Raw genomic sequence first — 18,833 nt, 5'->3', positions numbered from 1 at the left:
GCCTCAGTCGGAGAAGATTTCACGGTTGACGGTGTGCAGGTACGGGATGGCCAGGAACGGGGTGATGTAGAAGATGTCGAAAAGCCACCAGCCGATCACCGGGAAAACGACACCGGCGTAGCGCACGTCGGCGTACATCGTCATGTTGAACACGTATGCGGTCCAGATGACCGTGCCCATCCAGCAGGTGATGATCATCCATTGATGGCCCCACCGCTTCATTTGCAGGAATCCGATCGCCGCGGCGACCCGCATCGAGAACACGGTGAGAATCAGCCCCGCCACATAGGCCTTTTCACCGGGGCCCGCCGCACCGCCGACCCACAATTCGTTGTAGTGCCAGAAGTAACCGGCATCGAACATGTTGCCCCAGCCGACCATCAGCACCCGATTGATCAAGGTGTGGTTGGCGACGAGATCCAAGGACCAGCCAAGGGTGTTGAGCATTCCGTCGATCAGGACCAGGTAACCGATCAAGGTGATGATCATCGGCCGAACCGACAAGCCCGCACGCAACGCCTGGCGCTGCAACCAGACTCCGCGCATGAAGATGGGGAACCCGATGAGACCGGGCGCCCAGCATCCCATCAAGCCGGCGCCGACGATCATCCACTTGTCGGCCCGGCGTTGTGCTTGCTGCGATTCGTCGTCGTGTTCGCCGAGGCCGACCGAGTCTTGCGGAGCGACAGAAAGACTCACAGATCCCACCAGCCCCGGGCGAAGGACATGTACAGCTGAATGCTGAACATGATCAGCAGGTAGCCGTAGATGAAGATCTGGAAGACGATCAGTGCCTTCTTGCGCTTGCGTTCTTGTTGGTCCACCATTTCGCTGATGCCTTTCCCTCGTGGTCCTAGGAGTTGCTTGCGAGCAATGTCGCCGCCGCGACTTCACGCAAACCGTCGTTGATCGCACCGTCGGTGCTGAGCGGCGCGAGTATGCAGGCCTCGGCCGCGTTCATTTCGGAGGCGCCGGCCGCGATCAGTTTCGCCGCGGTGACCAGCACCCTGGTGGACGGCGGCTCGAAGTGGAAGACATCGTCGGCGTTCCGGATAGCATTGGCGCAGTGCACAAGACGCCTGGCCGTCGTGACCTCCAGCCCCGATTCCGCGACGATCACCTCGGCCTCTTGCTCGGGTGGTAGGTATTTCATCGGGAGCGTGGCGAATCGTTGACGGAACGACGGCTTCAGCTCCTTCAGGGAGCTGCGGTAGGCGGGATTGTAGGAGCAGACCAGCATGAACGAATCCGGCGCCCGGACAACCTCGTCCGCGCGATCGAGGTAGAGAGCCCGGCGGTGATCGGTCAGCGAGTGCAGGATCGCCAACGAATCGTGCCGGGCCTCCACCACCTCGTCGAGATAACAGATTGCCCCCGCCTTGACGGCTCTGGTCAACGGACCGTCGGTCCACACCACGTCACCGCCGGTGACCATGAACCGGCCGACGAGGTCGGAACTGGTGAGGTCGTCGTGGCAGCTGATGGTGACGACGGGCTGGCCAAGCAGCGCACCCATGTGTTCGACGAAGCGGGTCTTACCGCAGCCGGTCGGGCCGGTGAGCATTACCGGAATGCGTTCGCGGTAGGCCTGTTCGAACAATTCGACTTCATTGCCGTTGGCGATGTAGGTGTCAGTCATGCAGCAACCAGCTCTCGGTGGACGTGGGCGAGCACCCGCGGGAGTTCCTCAACACGCTTGATGCGCCGGGACCGGCGCGACCCGAATACCTCGGGCAGTGGATCGACGCGGGTGGGCCCGACACCCACGTAGTACACGGAGACACCGGCGTCGTTGGCTTCCTCGACGGCGTGCGCCACGTCGGCCCACGCATAGCGGCCTTCATAACCTTCGTCGGAGATCAGCCCGTCGCCGATCACGATGAGCAGGCGGCGCTCCGAAGGCTGGGCCAGCAGGCGCGATGTCAAGTGGCGAATCGGTGCACCAAGCCTGGTGTAGCCGCCGGTCATCAGGCCGAGGCTGCCCGGAGCCACATATCGACCGTCGCGAAAATCCTTGAGACAGCGAACTTCGACGCGATGCCTGGTGTTCCCGGTGAACACGAAGATCCCGTGACGTTCGCGTGCGAGCGTCATCGCGCGCGACAGCGCGTCGGCGCATTCCAGTTCCAGCCGGAAGATCCGCCCGCCGTGGACACCCAATGACGAACTTCCGTCAAGTAACAATGCGGTGGTGACGTCGCGGCCGCTCGGCATGAGTTCCCGAAATATTCGGGGTTCGCTCGTCTGGCTGGTCATGGTGTCGATGTAGTGGCGGACGTATTGGTCGACGTCGAGGTCGGACCCGTCTTCGAGCCCGTTGGTCATCGCACGGTGCGTGTGTTCCTCGAACCATTTACGGAGATTCGCCGAGAGTGGTTGCGGCTGACCGCCGCGCGGCCCGGGCGGGAGTTCGAGCACCGCGACGTGGTCCTTCAGGAAGCTCTTGGTCCACGCATTCCACTCCGGATAAGGAATGCCCTGTCGCCGTTCGGGACTGATGTCCAGGTCGTTGTCCTCGGGCCGACTCGGCGGCGGCAGGTTGGGATTGCGCACACCGCCGTCTCCACCGACCGGGACGGAGTGGGCACGGGGATGACGTTTCTGAGTTGTGGTCCACGGCATGCGGCCGAATCTCTTGATCGCACTGGCCAATCCGCGAGCACTCGAGTAGGTGCGCGGTAACGTGCCGAGCAGAGAATATTCGGGAAGCGACTGACCGGCACGCGCCATTTCGATTGCCCGGTCGAACATCGCCGCGGCATCGAGTTCTGGGTCGCCGACCTCGATGTCGGGCAGCACCCTGTGCAACTCGGGCATCAACCCCGGCCACCTGGCGGCGATCCAGCCCAGGGCGACGCCGGCCTCGATGATCACCAGCGCGCGGTGCTCTCGGGCAGACAGATCGGTCAACCGGTATTGCGCGAGACGATCTTTGGACGGCGAGCATTGCAGGGCGACCCCGCACGTTAACGTTCGCCGCGTCCAGTCGCGGGCGAACGACGGGTAGGGGACGAGCACGGTGTCCAGCTCGCCGCTCAAGCCGAAGCTGCGCTGGTCGCCGGTCATCAACCGGGCGCCTTGGCGGCGCCGGTCGCTGAGCGCCACCGCCGTCAGGGCGCAACTGCGCTCCATCGTCATCGCCGACGTGTCGGCCGCCTCGGTCACGTGCTTAGAACGTTCCGATGTTGGAGAACATCCAGTACCAGAACCAAATGATCAAAGCGGTACCGCCCCAAGCGGCGACGTACCGCAACAGCTCCCAGACCATGTCCATATGCGCCAATCTCCTTATCGGGTTGCAGGATTCATCGAGGCTCCAGGCTCCGGACGGCAGTGGCGATGAGCTCACCCAGCATCGTGTCGCGTGTGTGGCCGGACGGGGTCGTGCTGAGCGCACCGTAGACGCCCAGCAGAAATAAGACGGCGCTGTAGAACGGGTCGACATCGGCGTGCACAGCACCGAGATCGCGTGCTCGCTGAATTTCGTTGACCAGCAGCACAATCAGCGGGTGATCGGTCCACTCCTCATCACGGGCGGGGCGGGTGGGGGAGAAATGGATACCAAGAAAGTCCCTGAAGAGCGGGCCGCCGAGGCGCTGTTCGAGGTCGACGACGAGTCGTGTCACCTTGGTCAGGACAGCAACCAGGTCATGAGGCTTCGTAACAAAGCGCGCCAGTTCGGCCGCCATGCGCGCTTCTTCCCGAGTCTCCAGTTCGAGCAGGACATGCTCTTTGGTGGGGAAGTGGAAGAAGAACGTGCCGTGCGCGACGCCGGCGGCGCTGATGATCGCACTCACCTCGGCGGCGGCCATGCCTGCCCGCTGGAACTCGGCCAGCGCCGCGCCGAGCAACCGCTGACGCGTTTGCAAGCGCTGCGCTTCGCGCAGAGACGTTCTGACTTGGGCAGTCATCCTGCGCTCTGTTGTAGTCTTGTTGCTGACTGAAGTCAATAGAAGTATCGTGCCGTAGTTCCCGAAAGACCTGTGGGAAACGCTAAATCAGCTCAAGTGCCAAGGGGATCGGCTATGACAAAAGTCAGTCAGAAAAGATCTCGCGATTGACCGTATGCAGGTAGGGGATCGCGAGGAATGGGGTGATGTAGAAGATGTCGTACAGCCACCAGCCGATGACTGGAAGGATGACGCCGGAAAACCGCACGTCCGCGTACATGGTCATGTTGAACACGTAGCCGATCCAGATCACCACGCCCATCCAGCAGGTGACCACCATCCATTGGTGTCCCCACCGCTTCATCTGCAAGAAGCCGATCCCGGCCGCAATCCGCATGGTGAACACGGTGAAGATCAACCCGATCTCCCAGCCCTTCTCGCCGGGGCCGGCCGCGCCACCGATCCATAATTCGTTGAAGTGCCAGAAGTAGCCGGCATCGAACATGTTGCCCCAGCCCACCAAAAGCACTCTGCCAAGCAGGGTGTGGTTGCCGACCATGTCCAGCGCCCAACCCACCGTGTTGATGGCGGCGTCGATGATGACCAGATAGCCGAGCAGGGTGACGAGCATTGGCCGCACGGACAGGCCGGTCCGCTGCGCGCGCCGGAGCAGCCAGACTCCGCGCAGAAACAGCGGAAGGCCGAAGATGCCGAGGGCGGCGGTGCCGATCAACAGCGAGCCGGAGATCAGCCATTTGTCGGCCTGCCGCTGGGCGAGCCGCGACTCCTCCGTGTGCTCGTCGAAGGCCACGCCGTCCCGGTTGCTGGGTGCGGGTGCCCCGTTTCCGGTGGAGCGACGGAAGTTCAGTGTGGGCAGATTCAAGGTTGCCTCCCCCGCCTGTTGTAGTCCACAAACTGACTAAGGTCAACACCGTTGGCGGCTGGTGACGGGTCGAAACTATCGCACTCCGAGGCTTCGCAACGACCTGGTCACGTAGTCGCCGAGCATGGCGTCGCGCGTCGGCCACGTGTTCGTCGTCGTCAACAGCGCGTACAGACCGAGCAGAAAGAACACGGCGCTGTTCATCGGGTTCACGTCCGGATCAACGTGGCCGGCTTCCTGTGCCTGCGCGATCTCCTGGGCAAGGGCCACGATGACCGGATGGTCCCTGCCATCTTCGGCGGGTGGACGCGTCTGCGAAAAATGCAGCGCCAGAAACTCTTTGAACAACACTTCGCCCAGGCGGCGTTCCAGGCCCGAGATCAGCCGAACGGCCTCTTGCAGGGCATCCGCAAGGTCGTGCTCGGCTTCCAGGAATCGGCCGAACTGGCCGGCGATGCGCTGTTCTTCGCGATGCTCCAGCTCCAGTAGCACGTGCTCTTTGGTGGGGAAATGAAAAAAGAAGGTGCCGTGGGCAACTCCCGCGGCGGCTACGATTGCCCCGACGTCCGCTTCGGCCATTCCCGAGCGCTTGAACTCGGCCACTGCCGCACCCATCAGGCGCTCTCGCGTCTGTAGACGTTTGGTCTCGCGGACCGAAACCCGATTGCTCGACGTCATTGTTCCGTTCTGTTCCTAGGCGAGCCCCACTGCAAACAGTATCGCGAGGATTACCGCCGGGCCAGGTGAGGTGGAGGCACATCACCCAATCCATCGTTGACTTAAGTCAGTTTCAGCCGTTAGATGGGGACGGCGCGTCGTCGTCCGCGGTCTGCGAGAGGGAGCTGGCATGGCTTTGGAGCAGTTCAACTTGGCTGGACAGGTCGCCATTGTGACAGGCGCCGGTAAGGGTGTGGGCCAAGGCATTGCGAGGGTGCTCGCGGAAGCCGGTGCGACGGTGGTGGGAACGGCGCGGACGGAATCGGACATCGTGGCCACCATCGACGGCATCGAGGCGGCCGGCGGCAAGGGGCTGGCACTGGTCGCCGACGCGATGAGCCGCCCGGACGGCGAGCGAGTGGTCTCGACGGCTATCGAGCAATTCGGTCGGGTCGACATCCTGATCAACAACGTCGGCGGGGCCACGTACGCCAGATTTCTCGATATCACCGACGAAGATTTCCAACTCGCCTTCGACTGGTGCGTCAAGTCCACGTTCATCATGAGCCAGCTCGTCGCCCCGCACATGATCGAGGCCGGCCGCGGCAACATCGTCAACATCTCTTCAGGCGCAGGACGCTTCGGCATCCGCGCGCTGGCCTCGTATTGCACCGCAAAGGGCGCGCTGGAAGCGTTGACCCGCGCGATGGCCCAGGAATTAGCGCCGAAGATCCGGGTCAACGCCATCGCACTCGGTTCGTTCGCCACCGACGGCTTGCAGTCCAGCCTCGACCTGATGCCTGGGTCGCTGGAGAAAATGCAGCAAGCCACCCCGCTGCATCGGCTCGGCAATGTCGAGGACCTCGGTCGCCTCTGCGTGTACCTGAGTACGGCCGACTGCTACGCCACCAACGCGATCTTCCACGTGGACGGCGGAATCGACTCGAACAACTCGCCTTTGCCGATCCCGGACTACTGAGGAGGCTGCTGATGCGCCGGGTGATCCAGTTCTCGACCGGCAACGTGGGACGACATTCGTTGCGGGCCATCATCGGGCGCCCGGACCTTGAGCTGGTCGGAGTCCACGCCTCAGGCCCGGCGAAGGTCGGCAAGGATGCCGCCGAGCTGTGCGGGTTGACCGAGCCGACCGGCATCACGGCCACCGATGATGTCGATGCGCTCGTCGCCCTCGGCGCCGACTGCGTGGTTTACACGGCGCTGGGCGAGACCCGGCCGATGGAGGTCATCGACCAAATCGCAAGATTTCTCGCCGCCGGTACCAATGTGGTTGGCACATCACTGGTTTGGCTTGCCAATCCGCGGCATGCCGATGAATGGCTGCGAGACCCGTTGCAGCGGGCGTGCGAGGCGGGCAACTCGTCGCTGTATGTCAATGGCATTGACCCAGGGTTCTCCGGGGACACCCTGGTCTACTCGGCGTGTAGCCTCACGACACGTATTTCCTCGATCACCGTCCAGGAAATATTCGACTACGCCAATTACGATGACTACGAATTCACCGGCAAGTCAATGGGCTTCGGCATGAAACCGGATGGCGACCCGCCGATGCTCTTTTTGCCCGGCGTTGTGGTGTCCATGTTCGGAGGCGCAGTTCGTAATCTGGCGGACCACCTTGGGATCACACTCGACGAGGTGCGGCAACGCGATGAACGCTGGTACACGCCGGAGCCGATCGACTGCATCATGACCAGAGTCGAGCCGGGCGGAATGGCCGCAGTCCGGTTCGCCGCCGAGGGCGTCGTCGACGGGCAGCCAGTGATCACGCTGGAGCACATCACCAGACTCACCAACGCCGCCGCACCCGAATGGCCCTACCCGCCAGACGGCGAACCCGGGGTACACCGGGTAGTCGCCGAGGGCGAACCCCGAATTGAGATCAACACACATATCTCGCATCCGGTATTCGATACGACAGACGCCGGCTGTATCTCGACGGCCGCGCGGGCCGTGAACGTCATCGACTGGGTGTGTCGTGCGCCCGCGGGATTGATCGCCGTCGACGAGATACCGCCCGCGGAGGCTCTCCGGGGGCTCATGTGGAAGGAATAGCGATGACGCAGACGGCGGAGAAAAAGTATCGCGTAATCCAGTGGGGCATCGGAAATGTCGGAACGCTCGCGTTGCGCCATTTCGCCGACAACCCCGTCTACGAGGTCGTCGGCGTGCTTTGTAGTCGCCCCGAGAAGGTCGGTAAAGACGCCGGCGAACTTGTCGGGGTGGCCCCGTTCGGTGTGCTCGCAACAACCGACAAGGCCGCCCTGGAAGCACTGGATGCGGACTGTGTGTTTTATGCACCGCTCTGGTCCGACCTCGACGAGATCTGCCGACTGTTGCGGGGCGGCAAGAACGTCGTCGCCTCCGGTGGTGCCTGGTGGTACCGAACCGAAACCAACGCCGCGGACATCGACAAGATTGAGGAAGCATGCCGGCAGGGCGGCACATCGTTCCACGGCGGCGGGATTCATCCCGGCTTTGCGGCGGACCTGCTGGTGCTGACGCTGTGCCGGATCGCGAGCCGGATCGACCGCATTCACATTTACGAAGTGGTGAACTTCAACAAGGACACGCTCAAGTACCTCGACGAAATGGGATTCGGGAAGGAGCCCGCGGAATTCGAAGCGGGGAATTTGTTCGGGGCAGCGTGGTCCCTGTTCGCGCAGTCGCTGTCCATGGTGGTGGACGGCGTGGGCAAGTCCGTCGACAAGTTCACAACAGAAACAAAAATCGGGCTGGCCACGCGCGACATTCCGTACGAGGGAACCGAAGAAATGGATATGCCCGGGTTGAAGGGGGTCATCAAGAAGGGCACCGTGGCATCCCAGCAGCACGAGTGGACGGCCTGGGTAGACGGCCGGCCCTTCATCACCCTGCACGAGATGTACTCGTTCATCGAGCACGACGCCATTGACCCCAAGCCCGACTGGGACGGCTACTACCACTACCGCCTGGTGGTGCAGGGCGACGTGTCCACCGAATTGATCCTGCGCGGCGCCGCCGATGAAAACGGTGATCACGGAAATCCCGGATACACCTGGACGGCGATGGGCCCGGTCAACACCATCCCGGCCGTCTGTGATGCATCACCAGGGTTCCTCACCCACAAGGAACTTGGGCTGGTGACGCTACGCGGCGTGGTGCGCTGAAGGCTTTCGGACGAGCGGACTACGTCCGGTCACGGGTCCTAGCTGTTTGCCCGTTTGCGAGCGACCTTGCCGGTAGTCACCGAGCGCCCTCAGGCGGCAACGGCGGTACCACAGATGCCGCAGACCTCGAACTGTCTGCGACTCCACCGCGCGACCGGAACGAAGAACAGCGTGATCTGCTTGTATTCCTGCATCCGCGTCCACTGCGTCGTGTTGTGGCAGCGCGGACAGGTCCTGACCTCTCCCACGCCGAGGTACTTCTCCTTGTTGCCGTAGCTGAAGAAGAACAACACGACACCAGCGTAGGGGTTTCGCCGTAGGACGTCCGTGGTGGGGGCGGCGGACCGTTGAACTGTGTCGACTCTTGATCTGTTTGCCCAGACGCGATGCGGGAACACAAATCGGGGTGGAGGGCAACAACGCGGACCGGTCTGCTTCGGCCAGTGACATCGTGTCGAATGCCGTCGACACGTCCTGCGACGACGGTAATGAGGGAATCGACATCGCCACTCACCCAATTGTTGCCAGGCGTGCGGGAGTGAACAGCGAGGTGACGGAGCGGACGTCGGTGGGTGAGTTAACCCCCGAACAGTTCACCGCTCTCGTGCTGCTCGCGGCGGCGCCGCCCGACAGGGTTGGCCAGGTGGTGGCTCGCCTAGTAGGTGATCACCTCACGATCGGCCCGCTCGAAGTCGGGCCAGGCGGGATCGCGTCGGCGACGGCGCGAGGTAGGCGCGGGCGGGTCCGCGTCGCCACCTGTGATCACGACTACTGGCGCCAAATCGTCATCGTCCCAATCGAGCTCCGGGTGGAGGTACGGATAGCGGGGCGACTCGTCCGCTACCGCGGCCAGGTTGAGGTGCAGACGCGATTTCGGTTGCGGCTCGACCCCCCGTGCACGGTGACCGTTGAGCTCGAAGAAGTGCAGAAACATTATGTCCGCACAACCGTCGATCCAGTCGGCTTCGGTGCTCGCCTCATCGGCTGGGTCGGCGGGGTAGACCAAATTGTCGCCGAGCAGGTCCTGTGTTACGTACGAGATCTAGTGGCAACTCCCGAGTTTGAAGCAGCCATGCACATCGACGTGGCCGGCCTGTTGGATCGCGCATGGGACGCGGGTCTGGTTGTCACGCTGCCCGCAGGTTGATCGGGTCCGCGAGCGGTCCGCATCGGATCACTCCACGCGTGCTTCGGTGGGCGTCACACGGTCGCGCGGTCGCGGCCGTCCCAATACGGCTTGCGCAGATCCTTTTTCAGGATCTTGCCCGTCGGGTTGCGGGGTAGCGCGTCGGCGATGTCGATGGTCTTGGGACACTTGTAGGCGGCCAGCCGTTCCCGGGTGAACGCGATCAGCTCCTGCTCGGTGACCTCACCCTCAAGGGCGACAACGGCTTTGACCACCTCACCCCATTTCTCGTCCGGCACCCCGATGACGGCGACCTCTGTCACCGCTGGGTGTTCGGCCAGGACACGCTCCACCTCGATCGAGTAGATGTTCTCCCCGCCCGAAATGATCATGTCCTTGAGCCGGTCCTCCACGAAGATATAGCCGTCCTCGTCGACGCGACCGATATCGCCGGTGCGGAACCAGCCGTCCTCGGTGATGGCTTCGGCCGTTGCCTCCGGCTTGTTGTGGTAGCCCTTCATCAATTGCGGTGAACGGAACCACAATTCGCCCTGCTCGCCGGTCGGCACGTCTTGCAGGGTGTAGGGGTCGACGACCCGCACCTCGGCGTTGGGCACCAGCGTCCCCGCACTGCTCAACCGCTCCGGGTGGTCCTGCGCCCGGTGCGCCTCCGGGAGCAGGTGGCTGATCACACCGCACAATTCGGTCAGACCGTAGGCCTGGATGAAGTCGGTGTTCGGCCAGGCTTTCAGCGCCGCACGCAGCAGCGGCAGGGGCATCGGCGACGCCCCGTACGAATACGTCTTCAGCGCGCCGAACAGTTTCACGGCGTCCTCGCCGGACTCGAGCACCTTGGCCAGCACCGCGGGAACCAGGAAGGTCCGGTTGGCGCCCTTGAGAATCGCCCCGGCCAGGGTCATGCCGTCGACGTCGCGGGTCATCACGCTCGGCACCCCGTCGTGAATGCCGAACTGCACGTACGACGAACCGCCCACGTGGAACAGCGGCATGGACACCATGCTCTTGTCACCGGGATCGAAATCGAAACCCTCGTGTGCGTTGAGGGTATGCGCGATCATGTTCGCCTGGGTCAACTCGACGCCCTTCGGGCGCCCCGTAGTACCCGACGAGTACATGATGATGCACACGTCGTCCGGTTCGACATCCGCGGAACGGTCGACCGGTGTCGCACCGGCCAACAGCGCCTCGTACTCGTCGCCGTCGGCGCCGTCGGGGGTGACCTCAAAGATGTGCTCGACGTTGGTCAGTGCCCCGCGCACCTTTTCCACGTTCGGCTTCAGCTCGGATCCGACGATCAACACCTTGGCGCCCGAATCGTTGAGCACATAGTCGAGTTCGTCCGCCGCCAACCTGAAATTGATGATCGCGTTCGCCGCGCCCAGCGACGCGGCGGCGAAAGTCAGCTCGACGCAGGCAGGATGGTTCTTGTCCAAGAACGCCACCACATCCCCGCGCCGCACGCCGAGTTCGGTCAGAGCGCCGGCCAACCGGCGCACCCGGTCATTCCACTGCGCCCAGGTCCAGTTCCGGTCCAGGTAGTCGATGGCTTCCTCGTCGGGTTTGGTCGCGGCCCAATGGGCGAGGCGCTCGTCGAGGAACCGTGGGTTTGCTAGATCCGGCATGCCGTGAGCCTTCCATTGTCGATCGAATAGGGATCAGTTGATCCGCGCGCTACCGCCCAGACCAATCTCCAACACGCAGCCGGTCACCACCCCCGGGTCGGTGACCAGGTAGACCACGCCGCGGCTGACGTCCTCGGGTTGCAGCCACGGTTGCGGAATCGGATTGGCCTTCATCATCCGGCGCACCAGATCGTCGGGGATGTCGTCGCCGCCGGCGGGCTGCACCATCGGTGTCTGCGTCGTGGTGGGGCAAACGACGTTGACGGTGACTCCCTCTTTGGCGACCTCAAGGGCGACCGACTTGGCCAGTCCGATCACGCCCCACTTGGTGGCGTTGTAAGCCGCGAGCTCAGGGATGCCCATCCGACCGCCCATGGACGAGGTCACCACGACCCGGCCGAACCGCTGTCGCCGCATCACGGGGATGGCAGCCCTTAGCGTATGGAACACGCCGGTCAGGTTGGTGTCGACCAACTGCCGCCAGATCTCATCGGTGACCTGATCCAGCGGCCCGGTGCTGACCACGCCGGCGTTGGCTACCACGATGTCGAGGCTGCCCATGTCGTTGACGGTCTGCTCGACGATCGCGTTGACCTGGGCCGGGTCACGCACGTCGACGGCCACCGGCAGGCACCGCCGCCCCAGCTCTTCGACGAGCTTGGCCGTCTCGCGCAGGTCATCCTCGGTGCCGAGGGGATAGGTCAGGCCCGCCATCGGTGCCGGTGCGTCGGCGGCGACGATGTCGGCGCCTTCGGCCGCCAGCGCCAATGCATGCGCCCGGCCCTGTCCGCGAGCCCCTCCGGTGATTAATGCAACCCGTCCATCCAAGACACCCATAGCGCGCAACGTTAGCGGGTGACCGTCAGTCCACCGGGAGCCTAGTGCCGCGTTCGGGTCGGCTCGGGCCGCGGGACGCAGGCACCCCGAACACATCCCAGGACTCCGCGCGTCGGAGCGGGTAGCGCGCGGGGCGGCTGGTGACAACTGACCTCGGAGCAACCGGGGGCCGGGGGTGTCGGATCGGCGTGTGCGGGTGGCGGACTGGCGAGGGTCAGCGCGGCCGCAGCCATCACTGCTGCCATCAACAACTTCACGGTGTACACCCGCCTTCGAACTGACTGCATGTAAATAACACGGTAGTCGTTGCGGCACGGTTCGAAGCTGTCAATCTGGTGCGCATAGGCTTTACATATGGGCGCCGGTGAGCAGCGGGCGGGAGTCGAGCTGACCAATCTGGACCAGCCGCTGAGTGCCGAGGCCGGCGCCACCAAGCGCGACCTGATCGACTACCTGGATGCGGTGGCGGACAGGATCCTGCCCGCACTCGCCGACCGTCCGCTGACCGTGCTGCGGGTGTTGCGGGGACGCGCGCCCTTCATGCAGAAGAACGCACCCAAGTACACCCCGGAATGGGTGCGAACGGTGGTCATCTGGGCGGAGGCGTCCCATCGCGAGGTGCACTACCCGGTCTGCGACGACCGCCGGACGCTGCTGTGGCTCGCCAATCAGCGAGCCGTCGAATACCACCCCGCGTTGGGGTTTGCCGACAACATATATCGGCCCACCCACCTCGTGCTCGACCTCGACCCGCCCGCCGAGGGCGGCTTTGCCGCGGTCGTGAAAGTGGCCCAGCTGGTGCGTCAGGCGCTACAGGACTGCGGTTTGGGCGGCGCGGTCAAAACCAGCGGCGCCAAGGGCATTCACATATTCGTACCGATCGACGACCACGCGCCGGTGGATGATGTCGCGGCGGCGACCCGGGCCCTCGCCGCCCGCGCCGAAGCGCTCGACCCTGCGTTGGCGACAACGGCATTCGTCGTGGAGGACCGCGCGGGGAAGGTGTTCGTCGACGCGACACGGGCCGGGGGTGCCACGGTGGCCGCCGCCTACAGCCCGCGATTGCGCCCCGGCACTCCGGTGTCATTCCCGTTGGACTGGTCCGACCTGGACCGGGTGAACCCCGCCGACTTCACCGTCCACTCGGCAATCGACGCTCTCGGCGGCCGCGACCCCTGGGTCGACTCGATGCCTGGGCCGCAACGCCTGCCGCATGATCTGATTGAGCAAGGCCGCGCGATTCCGGTCGCTCGGGTGGCCGCGATGCATGAGGGAAAGCGACGTGCCCGGGCGCGACGGGCGAACGAGAACTGAGGAGCAGAGGTGTCAACGTTCAAGCGGTACCTCGGAATTCAACTCACCATATTCATCTTCGGCATCGTCGGGCCGATCTTCCTGATCCTGTTCTTTGCGTCGCAGCCGGATCCGCAGATGCGGTGGGCATTTTGGATGGGTTTGTTCATCACCTACGCCGACATCATGATCGCGCTGGGAATTACCAAGGGAACACTCGACAACGACAAACCGCCGTCGGATGTGCGTGTCGCGCTGGCGGTGGCCAAGCGGCTGCAGCAAAAGCAAGGCTTCGTACTGGACGGCGACCCGTCGCTGTCCGAGTAGTGGTTACTCGATTCGCGAAGCCTGGTAGTACGCGATCTTTCCCTCGCCCTCGCCCTCGCCCTCGGTGATCAATACGCCGATGCGGACGCTGATGGTCGGCCGGTCGGGGAAGGAGAAGTCGGCGTGCAGGTATGCGAGCACGGCACCGGCAAGCGGACGGGTTTCCAGGATGTCATAGGACACCGTCATGCCGAGCGGTTGCGAGTCGTAGTACGCGGCAACGCCTTGCGGCCCAACGCTGTACGGCCGCAGACCCTGAAAGATGGCATTGTCGGTGAACAGCTCGGCGACCCGCTGCGGTTCGTGCACGTCGATGTTCGTCTTCCAGCGGTTCATCACCGCACGGACTACCTGTGCTGCGTCAGTGTCCGGCACTTTGGCCTCCGTCCACGTGCAGGATCTCGCCGGTGACGAACGAGTTGCCCTCCAAGTAGAGCACCGCGTCGACGACTTCACCGATTTCACCGAGTCGTCCGAGCGGATGCATCCGAGCTAAGAAGTCGTGCGTCGACGGGTCATGCATCGGTGTGCGGATGTTGCCCAGCGCCACCGCGTTAACGCGGATGCCGCGGTCCGCGTATTCGACCGCGAGCGCTGTGGTCGCGGCGTTGAGTCCACCCTTGGTCAACGACGCCAACGCCGATGGCACCTGGGAGTTCGGGTGGTCGACGAGGCTGGTGGAGATGTTGACGACGTGCCCGCCGCCGTCGCGGGACAGCATGGCGGCGATGGCGGCACGCGAAACTTCAAAGAAGCCACGTAGATTCACGCCGGTGACCGCGTCGTAGTCTGCGTCGGTGTACTCCGTGAACGGCTTGGGGACGAAGATCCCGGCGTTGTTGACCACGGTGTCGACCCGGCCGAAACGCTCCAGCGCCGCCGCGACGATGCGATCACCGACCCCCGGCTGCGCGACGTCGCCCGGTACGGCGAGCACCAAGGGATCGCTGCTCTCGTTGATGCGGCGCGAGTTGGCCACCACGGCGTAGCCGCGGTCGCGGTAGCCGGCGACGAGTGCGTCACCGATCCCCTGCGAGGCGCCGGTGATGATGGCGACGCGTTCACTCATTGGCAGAACCCCTTCTGACTGTGGTGCACTCGTCAACGACCATTTGGCTGCGGTGAATTCCGCCGCTCTGAGTGAATGGAACCACATGGTGACTCAGCCCGACATCGCCGTCGTCGGCGTCCATGTCCTCGACACGCACATCGTCGGGGTCGCCTCGATTCCGCAGGGATCCGACGGTCAACTGGTGGAGACGATCAAGGTGTCCGCGGCCGGCACCGCGGGTGGCACCGCCGTCGTGCTGAGCCGCCTCGGAGCCCGCGTCCGCTCCTATGGAGCCATCGGCGCCGACCCGCTCGGCGACGTCCTGTTGTCGTTGCTCGGGTCCAGTGGTGTGGATGTCGGCGGTTTGGTGCGGATCCAGGGGAGCCAGACATCCGCGTCGGTGATTCCGGTGCGGCCCAACGGGGATCGGCCCGCATGGCACTGCGTGGGAGCCAACGCCGCCTTCAGCCTTGATGCGGTCGACCTCGACGAGCTCGCCGACGTTACCCATGTGCATCTGGGAGGTCCTGAGTTCCTCGGCGGAACCGCTGCCGCAACACTGCTGCGGCACGCCAAGGGCAACGGCTGCAGCACCTCGATCGACATTCTCGCCGCCGGGGATCCCGGCTTGCTGGCCTGGATCGCCGAGGCCTTTCCGTACACCGACTACCTGTTGCCCAACGACGAGCAGGTCCTTGGCTTCACCGGTGCGGCGGACCTGGAGACGGGCGCGCGGAAGCTGCTGTCCGCCGGCGTGGGTTGTGTCGCGGTCACCAGAGGGCGGGAGGGCGCCCTGGTGGTCACCGCGGATGAGGCCGTTGCGGTGCCTGCCTATGCGGTGGACGTCGTCGACACCACCGGATGCGGCGACGCGTTCTCCGCGGGATTCATCCTCGGCCGCGCTTTCGGTCGTGACTTCGCCGAGTCAGCGCGGTTGGGCTGTGCGGTGGCGGCCCATGTCGCCGGTGGCTTGGGCACCGATGCCGGGGTGTACGACCTTGCGGTCGTCGACGATTTCGCCGCTCAGAACCAGGGCCCGGGGTAACGGCCGTCGGCGTCCTGCACCAGGACGATCTCCTTGCAGTCGCCGCGCTGGGCGGGCGCCGTCTCACCCTGGCAGACCAGCGTCCAGCCTGTTATCCGGCCGAACGGACGGCCGGACCAGGTGGATGCGACCGGGTCGGTTCCGGGCAGGGCGAGCACCGAGAACGTGCCGCCGGTGTTGGTGACATACAGGTGGTCACCGAAGAACGCCAGCTTCGAGATCGGCTGCTTCTTGGCGTCGTCTCGATTGGTCAGCAGATCCCAGTGCTGGGTGCGCAGATTCCACACGCCGTAGCCGAACTGCGACGTATCCGAGCCGCGGCCGTCGACGAACAACTTCCCGTCCGATAACGTCGCCACCAGTCCGCCGCCGGAAATCCTTTCGCTGTCACCGATTTTGATCAGGGCTCGGGTACCCAGGTCGAAAAACTCGGTGGACAGCACTGGCGGATTCTCTGCATCCCGGTGCGTGATCTGCACCAATTTGTCTGGCCCGTCGGACAATTCGCCCTCAACGGTGGCGATGTCGTTGTCCTGATAAATGGGTTCGCCGGTGGGCAAGCGCAATTCCGCACCCGCCGTGCTGCCGGGCACGGTGCTGCGCTGGAACGACAGCACGTCCTGCCACACTCGCCCCTGCTGCGGGTCAGCCCACAGCTCGGTCAGATCGGTGTTGGAAAGGACCACCGTCCTTGGTGGTGCAGGCGTTCCACGGGCGTCGGTGTAGGCGTTGATCCAGGCCACGCCGGTGGTGGTCGGCGCCAGTCGCCAGTCCTTCGCGGTGGCCAGTTTCAGCTCGGGGTTTGGCGATTGCAGATCCCTGGTGGCCAGCGGTTGACTGGACTTCAAGTCGAACACATAGGCAGTGGTCCTGGCGGCGCCAGGCTGCGGCCCGTTCTGCGGTTTGACGGTGGCGACGACGTACACGACCTTCATGTCGCTGACGTTGTTCGACAGTGCGCACATGGCGCCGGTGACGGTTTCGCCGGCCGCGACCGCAGGCACCGCCGGCATGATCAGATCGGCGGATTTCGGGTCCAGAATTTTGGGCCGAATGTCATCGAGTGCGGATTTGCTGGCGGAGAATTCGCTAGGGCAGCCGAAGTAGACGGTTTCGCCGTAGGTTTTCCAATCCTTGGCCAACGCGCTGATGTGCTGGGGCGGTGGCGCAACGGTGTTGGGCGGCGGCTTGATCGTGGTCTGCGTGGTGTGGGCGGCGGGGGGAGTCACTGTCGCGGTGGTGGCACAAGAGGCAATGGCCAGGCAGCCAAAAGCGGCGGCCAGCGCGCGCAAGCGTCTGGACGCGAACAGCCCGGTAGGCACCCTCATAGCGTTTCCCCCCGCTGAGTCGTGTCCTTCGAGCCTAAAGGCGTTCGCTGCGAGAGGCGACTTGGGCATTTCCTGTCGCGAGGCAGGTGGCCTTTACGAGTTGGCAACGATGTTTTGCTGAGTGGGCCGTGATAGACCAAGAGCCATGACGGGCCTCGCCGAACAAACACGCTGGATGGACGCCACGGACCAGGCGTCGCTGATCGCCCGGGGCGAGGTGACCCCCGCCGAATTGTTGGATGCGGCGATCGAACGCATCGAACAGTCCAACCCGGCGCTGAACGCGGTGGTCATCGAGTGGTTCGAACACGCCCGGTCGGTGGCCGCCGACCCCGCGCTGCCCGACGGCCCGTTCCGCGGCGTGCCGTTCCTGTTGAAGGACCTCTACACCAGCTTCGCCGGCCAGACGATGTCCAACGGCAACGTTGCGCTCAAAGAGGCGGGCCGGATCGACACCACCGACACAACCTTGGTGTCCCGGTTCAAGGCGGCCGGACTCGTCATCGCCGGGCGCACGAACAGTCCCGAGATGGGCAGCCTGCCTACAACCCAGCCGCTGGCCTGGGGCCCGACGCGCAATCCGTGGGACCTGGACCGCACGCCGGGCGGGTCCAGTGGCGGCGCGGCCGCGGCGGTGGCCGTCGGGATGGTTCCGTTCGCCAATGCCTCCGACGGCGGTGGCAGCATCCGGATCCCGGCGTCGTGCTGCGGACTGGTGGGGCTCAAGCCGAGCCAGGGCCGGATCACCGTCGGCCCGGTCCGCGCCGAGGTGGGTCTGGGAGTGGAGCTGTGCGTGAGCCGGACGGTGCGCGACACTGCCGGATTGCTGGACGCGGTGCGCGGCCCCGGTGTGGGTGACACCGTCATCGCGCCCGCGCCGGTGCGGCCCTACCTCGAGGAGGTCGGCGCCGAACCCGGCCGGCTACGCGTCGGGCTGCTCGACTTCCATCCGCGCGGCGGCCTTGTCCACCACGATTGCGTTGCCGCGGTGCGGTCCGCCGCGTCGATGCTGGAAAATCTTGGGCACATCGTCGAGCCGGCGTACCCGTCGTGTCTGGCCGATACGACGTTGCAGCAGAAGTTCATGGCGCTGTGGGCCACGCAGCTGGCGATGGCGGCGCGTGGCTTCAGCGCGACGCTGGGCCGCGAAGTCACCGCCGCGGACATCGAACCGGTGAACTGGGTGCTCATCGAGCGGGCGCGGCACGTCAGTGCCGTCGACTATGCCGCGGCCGAGAACGCGGTGTACGCCTTCCGGCGTGCGTTGCAGCAGTGGTGGGCCGACGGCTGGGACCTGCTGCTCACCCCGACCGTTTCCGAGCCGCCAATTCCGTTAATGGAGTTCGAGAACAACCCGGAACACCCGACGGCACCGATGCGTCGCGGCGGCGAGTTCGCCGCCTTCACACCGCCGTTCAACATGAGTGGGCAACCGGCGATCAGCCTGCCGCTGCATCGCAACGCCGACGGTCTGCCGATCGGCGTTCAGCTCGCCGCCGCTTACGGCAGGGAGGACGTGCTGATTCGCGTTGCCGCGCAACTGGAATCGGCGCACCCGTGGGCGGGGTACCGCCCGGCGATTCCGTAAC

The 18,833-nt window shown here is 64.5% G+C and carries 21 protein-coding genes; 8 read left to right on the top strand and 13 right to left on the bottom strand.

Going from position 1 to position 18,833, the window contains the following annotated elements:
* Window positions 1-3 precede the first annotated feature (3 nt).
* The 7 genes from A9X01_RS17920 to A9X01_RS17895 form a co-directional block, all read right to left on the bottom strand.
* Entirely contained in the window at window positions 4-609 is a 606-nt protein-coding gene (locus A9X01_RS17920) for a hypothetical protein (RefSeq protein ID WP_436405282.1), read from the bottom strand.
* Window positions 610-695: 86 nt separating this feature from the next.
* Window positions 696-827, bottom strand: coding sequence for a hypothetical protein (locus A9X01_RS31900; RefSeq protein WP_301336944.1), 132 nt, complete (start codon window positions 825-827; stop codon window positions 696-698).
* Window positions 828-853: 26 nt separating this feature from the next.
* Window positions 854-1,639 (bottom strand): CbbQ/NirQ/NorQ/GpvN family protein, encoded by a 786-nt coding sequence (locus A9X01_RS17915; RefSeq protein ID WP_065122027.1) that lies wholly within the window; start codon window positions 1,637-1,639, stop codon window positions 854-856.
* Window positions 1,636-3,138, bottom strand: a complete 1,503-nt coding sequence (locus A9X01_RS17910; protein ID WP_172832551.1) for a nitric oxide reductase activation protein NorD — start codon at window positions 3,136-3,138, stop codon at window positions 1,636-1,638. The genes A9X01_RS17915 and A9X01_RS17910 overlap by 4 nt, the downstream gene beginning before the upstream one ends.
* A gap of 167 nt (window positions 3,139-3,305) precedes the next feature.
* Window positions 3,306-3,911 carry a TetR family transcriptional regulator gene (locus tag A9X01_RS17905; protein WP_065122025.1) on the bottom strand — a complete coding sequence of 202 codons (606 nt, stop codon included), beginning with the start codon at window positions 3,909-3,911 and terminating at the stop codon, window positions 3,306-3,308.
* 124 nt (window positions 3,912-4,035) lie between these two features.
* On the bottom strand, window positions 4,036-4,758 hold the full coding sequence (locus A9X01_RS17900; protein WP_065122083.1) for a hypothetical protein: 723 nt from the start codon (window positions 4,756-4,758) through the stop codon (window positions 4,036-4,038).
* Window positions 4,759-4,848: 90 nt separating this feature from the next.
* Window positions 4,849-5,451, bottom strand: coding sequence for a TetR family transcriptional regulator (locus tag A9X01_RS17895; RefSeq protein WP_065122024.1), 603 nt, complete (start codon window positions 5,449-5,451; stop codon window positions 4,849-4,851).
* A gap of 169 nt (window positions 5,452-5,620) precedes the next feature.
* Here A9X01_RS17895 and A9X01_RS17890 point away from each other — a divergent pair, with 169 nt between their 5' ends.
* The 3 genes from A9X01_RS17890 to A9X01_RS17880 are packed head-to-tail and all read left to right on the top strand — an operon-like array spanning window position 5,621 to window position 8,594.
* Window positions 5,621-6,409, top strand: coding sequence for an SDR family NAD(P)-dependent oxidoreductase (locus A9X01_RS17890; protein WP_065122023.1), 789 nt, complete (start codon window positions 5,621-5,623; stop codon window positions 6,407-6,409).
* 11 nt (window positions 6,410-6,420) lie between these two features.
* The gene (locus tag A9X01_RS17885; protein WP_065122022.1) at window positions 6,421-7,500 is read left to right on the top strand and encodes an NAD(P)H-dependent amine dehydrogenase family protein; all 1,080 of its coding nucleotides are present in this window, start codon (window positions 6,421-6,423) and stop codon (window positions 7,498-7,500) included.
* 2 nt (window positions 7,501-7,502) lie between these two features.
* Window positions 7,503-8,594: an NAD(P)H-dependent amine dehydrogenase family protein gene (locus A9X01_RS17880; protein WP_065122021.1), complete on the top strand. Its 1,092-nt coding sequence runs from the start codon at window positions 7,503-7,505 to the stop codon at window positions 8,592-8,594.
* 89 nt (window positions 8,595-8,683) lie between these two features.
* Here A9X01_RS17880 and A9X01_RS17875 read toward each other — a convergent pair whose 3' ends face one another.
* Window positions 8,684-8,887 carry a zinc-ribbon domain-containing protein gene (locus A9X01_RS17875; RefSeq protein ID WP_065122020.1) on the bottom strand — a complete coding sequence of 68 codons (204 nt, stop codon included), beginning with the start codon at window positions 8,885-8,887 and terminating at the stop codon, window positions 8,684-8,686.
* 80 nt (window positions 8,888-8,967) lie between these two features.
* Between A9X01_RS17875 and A9X01_RS17870 the strand changes: the two genes are divergently transcribed.
* Entirely contained in the window at window positions 8,968-9,741 is a 774-nt protein-coding gene (locus A9X01_RS17870; protein WP_155772144.1) for a hypothetical protein, read from the top strand.
* A 53-nt stretch (window positions 9,742-9,794) separates the two neighbouring features.
* Here A9X01_RS17870 and A9X01_RS17865 read toward each other — a convergent pair whose 3' ends face one another.
* Window positions 9,795-11,363, bottom strand: coding sequence for a long-chain-fatty-acid--CoA ligase (locus A9X01_RS17865; protein WP_065122018.1), 1,569 nt, complete (start codon window positions 11,361-11,363; stop codon window positions 9,795-9,797).
* 33 nt (window positions 11,364-11,396) lie between these two features.
* The gene (locus A9X01_RS17860; RefSeq protein WP_065122017.1) at window positions 11,397-12,200 is read right to left on the bottom strand and encodes a mycofactocin-coupled SDR family oxidoreductase; all 804 of its coding nucleotides are present in this window, start codon (window positions 12,198-12,200) and stop codon (window positions 11,397-11,399) included.
* A 354-nt stretch (window positions 12,201-12,554) separates the two neighbouring features.
* On the opposite strand from A9X01_RS17860, the gene A9X01_RS17855 reads away from it, so the two are divergent.
* On the top strand, window positions 12,555-13,514 hold the full coding sequence (locus tag A9X01_RS17855) for a DNA polymerase domain-containing protein (RefSeq protein WP_065122016.1): 960 nt from the start codon (window positions 12,555-12,557) through the stop codon (window positions 13,512-13,514).
* A gap of 9 nt (window positions 13,515-13,523) precedes the next feature.
* On the top strand, window positions 13,524-13,820 hold the full coding sequence (locus A9X01_RS17850; RefSeq protein WP_065122015.1) for a hypothetical protein: 297 nt from the start codon (window positions 13,524-13,526) through the stop codon (window positions 13,818-13,820).
* A 3-nt stretch (window positions 13,821-13,823) separates the two neighbouring features.
* On the opposite strand, the gene A9X01_RS17845 is transcribed toward A9X01_RS17850, so the two are convergent.
* Complete coding sequence (locus A9X01_RS17845; RefSeq protein WP_253849165.1) at window positions 13,824-14,195, bottom strand: nuclear transport factor 2 family protein; 372 nt, start codon at window positions 14,193-14,195, stop codon at window positions 13,824-13,826.
* Window positions 14,182-14,889, bottom strand: a complete 708-nt coding sequence (locus tag A9X01_RS17840) for an SDR family NAD(P)-dependent oxidoreductase (protein WP_065122013.1) — start codon at window positions 14,887-14,889, stop codon at window positions 14,182-14,184. Before A9X01_RS17840 ends, A9X01_RS17845 begins: the two co-directional genes overlap by 14 nt.
* Window positions 14,890-14,941: 52 nt before the next feature.
* Here A9X01_RS17840 and A9X01_RS17835 point away from each other — a divergent pair, with 52 nt between their 5' ends.
* Window positions 14,942-15,916 (top strand): carbohydrate kinase family protein, encoded by a 975-nt coding sequence (locus tag A9X01_RS17835; RefSeq protein WP_366663652.1) that lies wholly within the window; start codon window positions 14,942-14,944, stop codon window positions 15,914-15,916.
* On the opposite strand, the gene A9X01_RS17830 is transcribed toward A9X01_RS17835, so the two are convergent.
* Window positions 15,895-17,244 carry a hypothetical protein gene (locus A9X01_RS17830; protein ID WP_065122012.1) on the bottom strand — a complete coding sequence of 450 codons (1,350 nt, stop codon included), beginning with the start codon at window positions 17,242-17,244 and terminating at the stop codon, window positions 15,895-15,897. The two genes, A9X01_RS17835 and A9X01_RS17830, sit on opposite strands and share 22 nt — an antisense overlap.
* 145 nt (window positions 17,245-17,389) lie before the next feature.
* Between A9X01_RS17830 and A9X01_RS17825 the strand changes: the two genes are divergently transcribed.
* Window positions 17,390-18,832 (top strand): amidase, encoded by a 1,443-nt coding sequence (locus A9X01_RS17825; protein ID WP_065122011.1) that lies wholly within the window; start codon window positions 17,390-17,392, stop codon window positions 18,830-18,832.
* Window position 18,833 lies beyond the last annotated feature (1 nt).

The organism is Mycobacterium asiaticum (assembly GCF_001668675.1).
In the GTDB taxonomy this organism is placed as follows: domain Bacteria; phylum Actinomycetota; class Actinomycetes; order Mycobacteriales; family Mycobacteriaceae; genus Mycobacterium; species Mycobacterium asiaticum_D.
This window is presented reverse-complemented; position numbering and strand designations above follow the sequence as displayed.

Coding starts and splice junctions, on each gene's coding strand:
- A9X01_RS17920 (WP_436405282.1), bottom strand. CDS start 609: ATGATCGTCGGCGCCGGCTTGATGGGATGCTGGGCGCCCGGTCTCATC.
- A9X01_RS31900 (WP_301336944.1), bottom strand. CDS start 827: ATGGTGGACCAACAAGAACGCAAGCGCAAGAAGGCACTGATCGTCTTC.
- A9X01_RS17915 (WP_065122027.1), bottom strand. CDS start 1,639: ATGACTGACACCTACATCGCCAACGGCAATGAAGTCGAATTGTTCGAA.
- A9X01_RS17910 (WP_172832551.1), bottom strand. CDS start 3,138: ATGACGATGGAGCGCAGTTGCGCCCTGACGGCGGTGGCGCTCAGCGAC.
- A9X01_RS17905 (WP_065122025.1), bottom strand. CDS start 3,911: ATGACTGCCCAAGTCAGAACGTCTCTGCGCGAAGCGCAGCGCTTGCAA.
- A9X01_RS17895 (WP_065122024.1), bottom strand. CDS start 5,451: ATGACGTCGAGCAATCGGGTTTCGGTCCGCGAGACCAAACGTCTACAG.
- A9X01_RS17890 (WP_065122023.1), top strand. CDS start 5,621: ATGGCTTTGGAGCAGTTCAACTTGGCTGGACAGGTCGCCATTGTGACA.
- A9X01_RS17885 (WP_065122022.1), top strand. CDS start 6,421: ATGCGCCGGGTGATCCAGTTCTCGACCGGCAACGTGGGACGACATTCG.
- A9X01_RS17880 (WP_065122021.1), top strand. CDS start 7,503: ATGACGCAGACGGCGGAGAAAAAGTATCGCGTAATCCAGTGGGGCATC.
- A9X01_RS17865 (WP_065122018.1), bottom strand. CDS start 11,363: ATGCCGGATCTAGCAAACCCACGGTTCCTCGACGAGCGCCTCGCCCAT.
- A9X01_RS17860 (WP_065122017.1), bottom strand. CDS start 12,200: ATGGGTGTCTTGGATGGACGGGTTGCATTAATCACCGGAGGGGCTCGC.
- A9X01_RS17855 (WP_065122016.1), top strand. CDS start 12,555: ATGGGCGCCGGTGAGCAGCGGGCGGGAGTCGAGCTGACCAATCTGGAC.
- A9X01_RS17840 (WP_065122013.1), bottom strand. CDS start 14,889: ATGAGTGAACGCGTCGCCATCATCACCGGCGCCTCGCAGGGGATCGGT.
- A9X01_RS17830 (WP_065122012.1), bottom strand. CDS start 17,244: ATGAGGGTGCCTACCGGGCTGTTCGCGTCCAGACGCTTGCGCGCGCTG.
- A9X01_RS17825 (WP_065122011.1), top strand. CDS start 17,390: ATGACGGGCCTCGCCGAACAAACACGCTGGATGGACGCCACGGACCAG.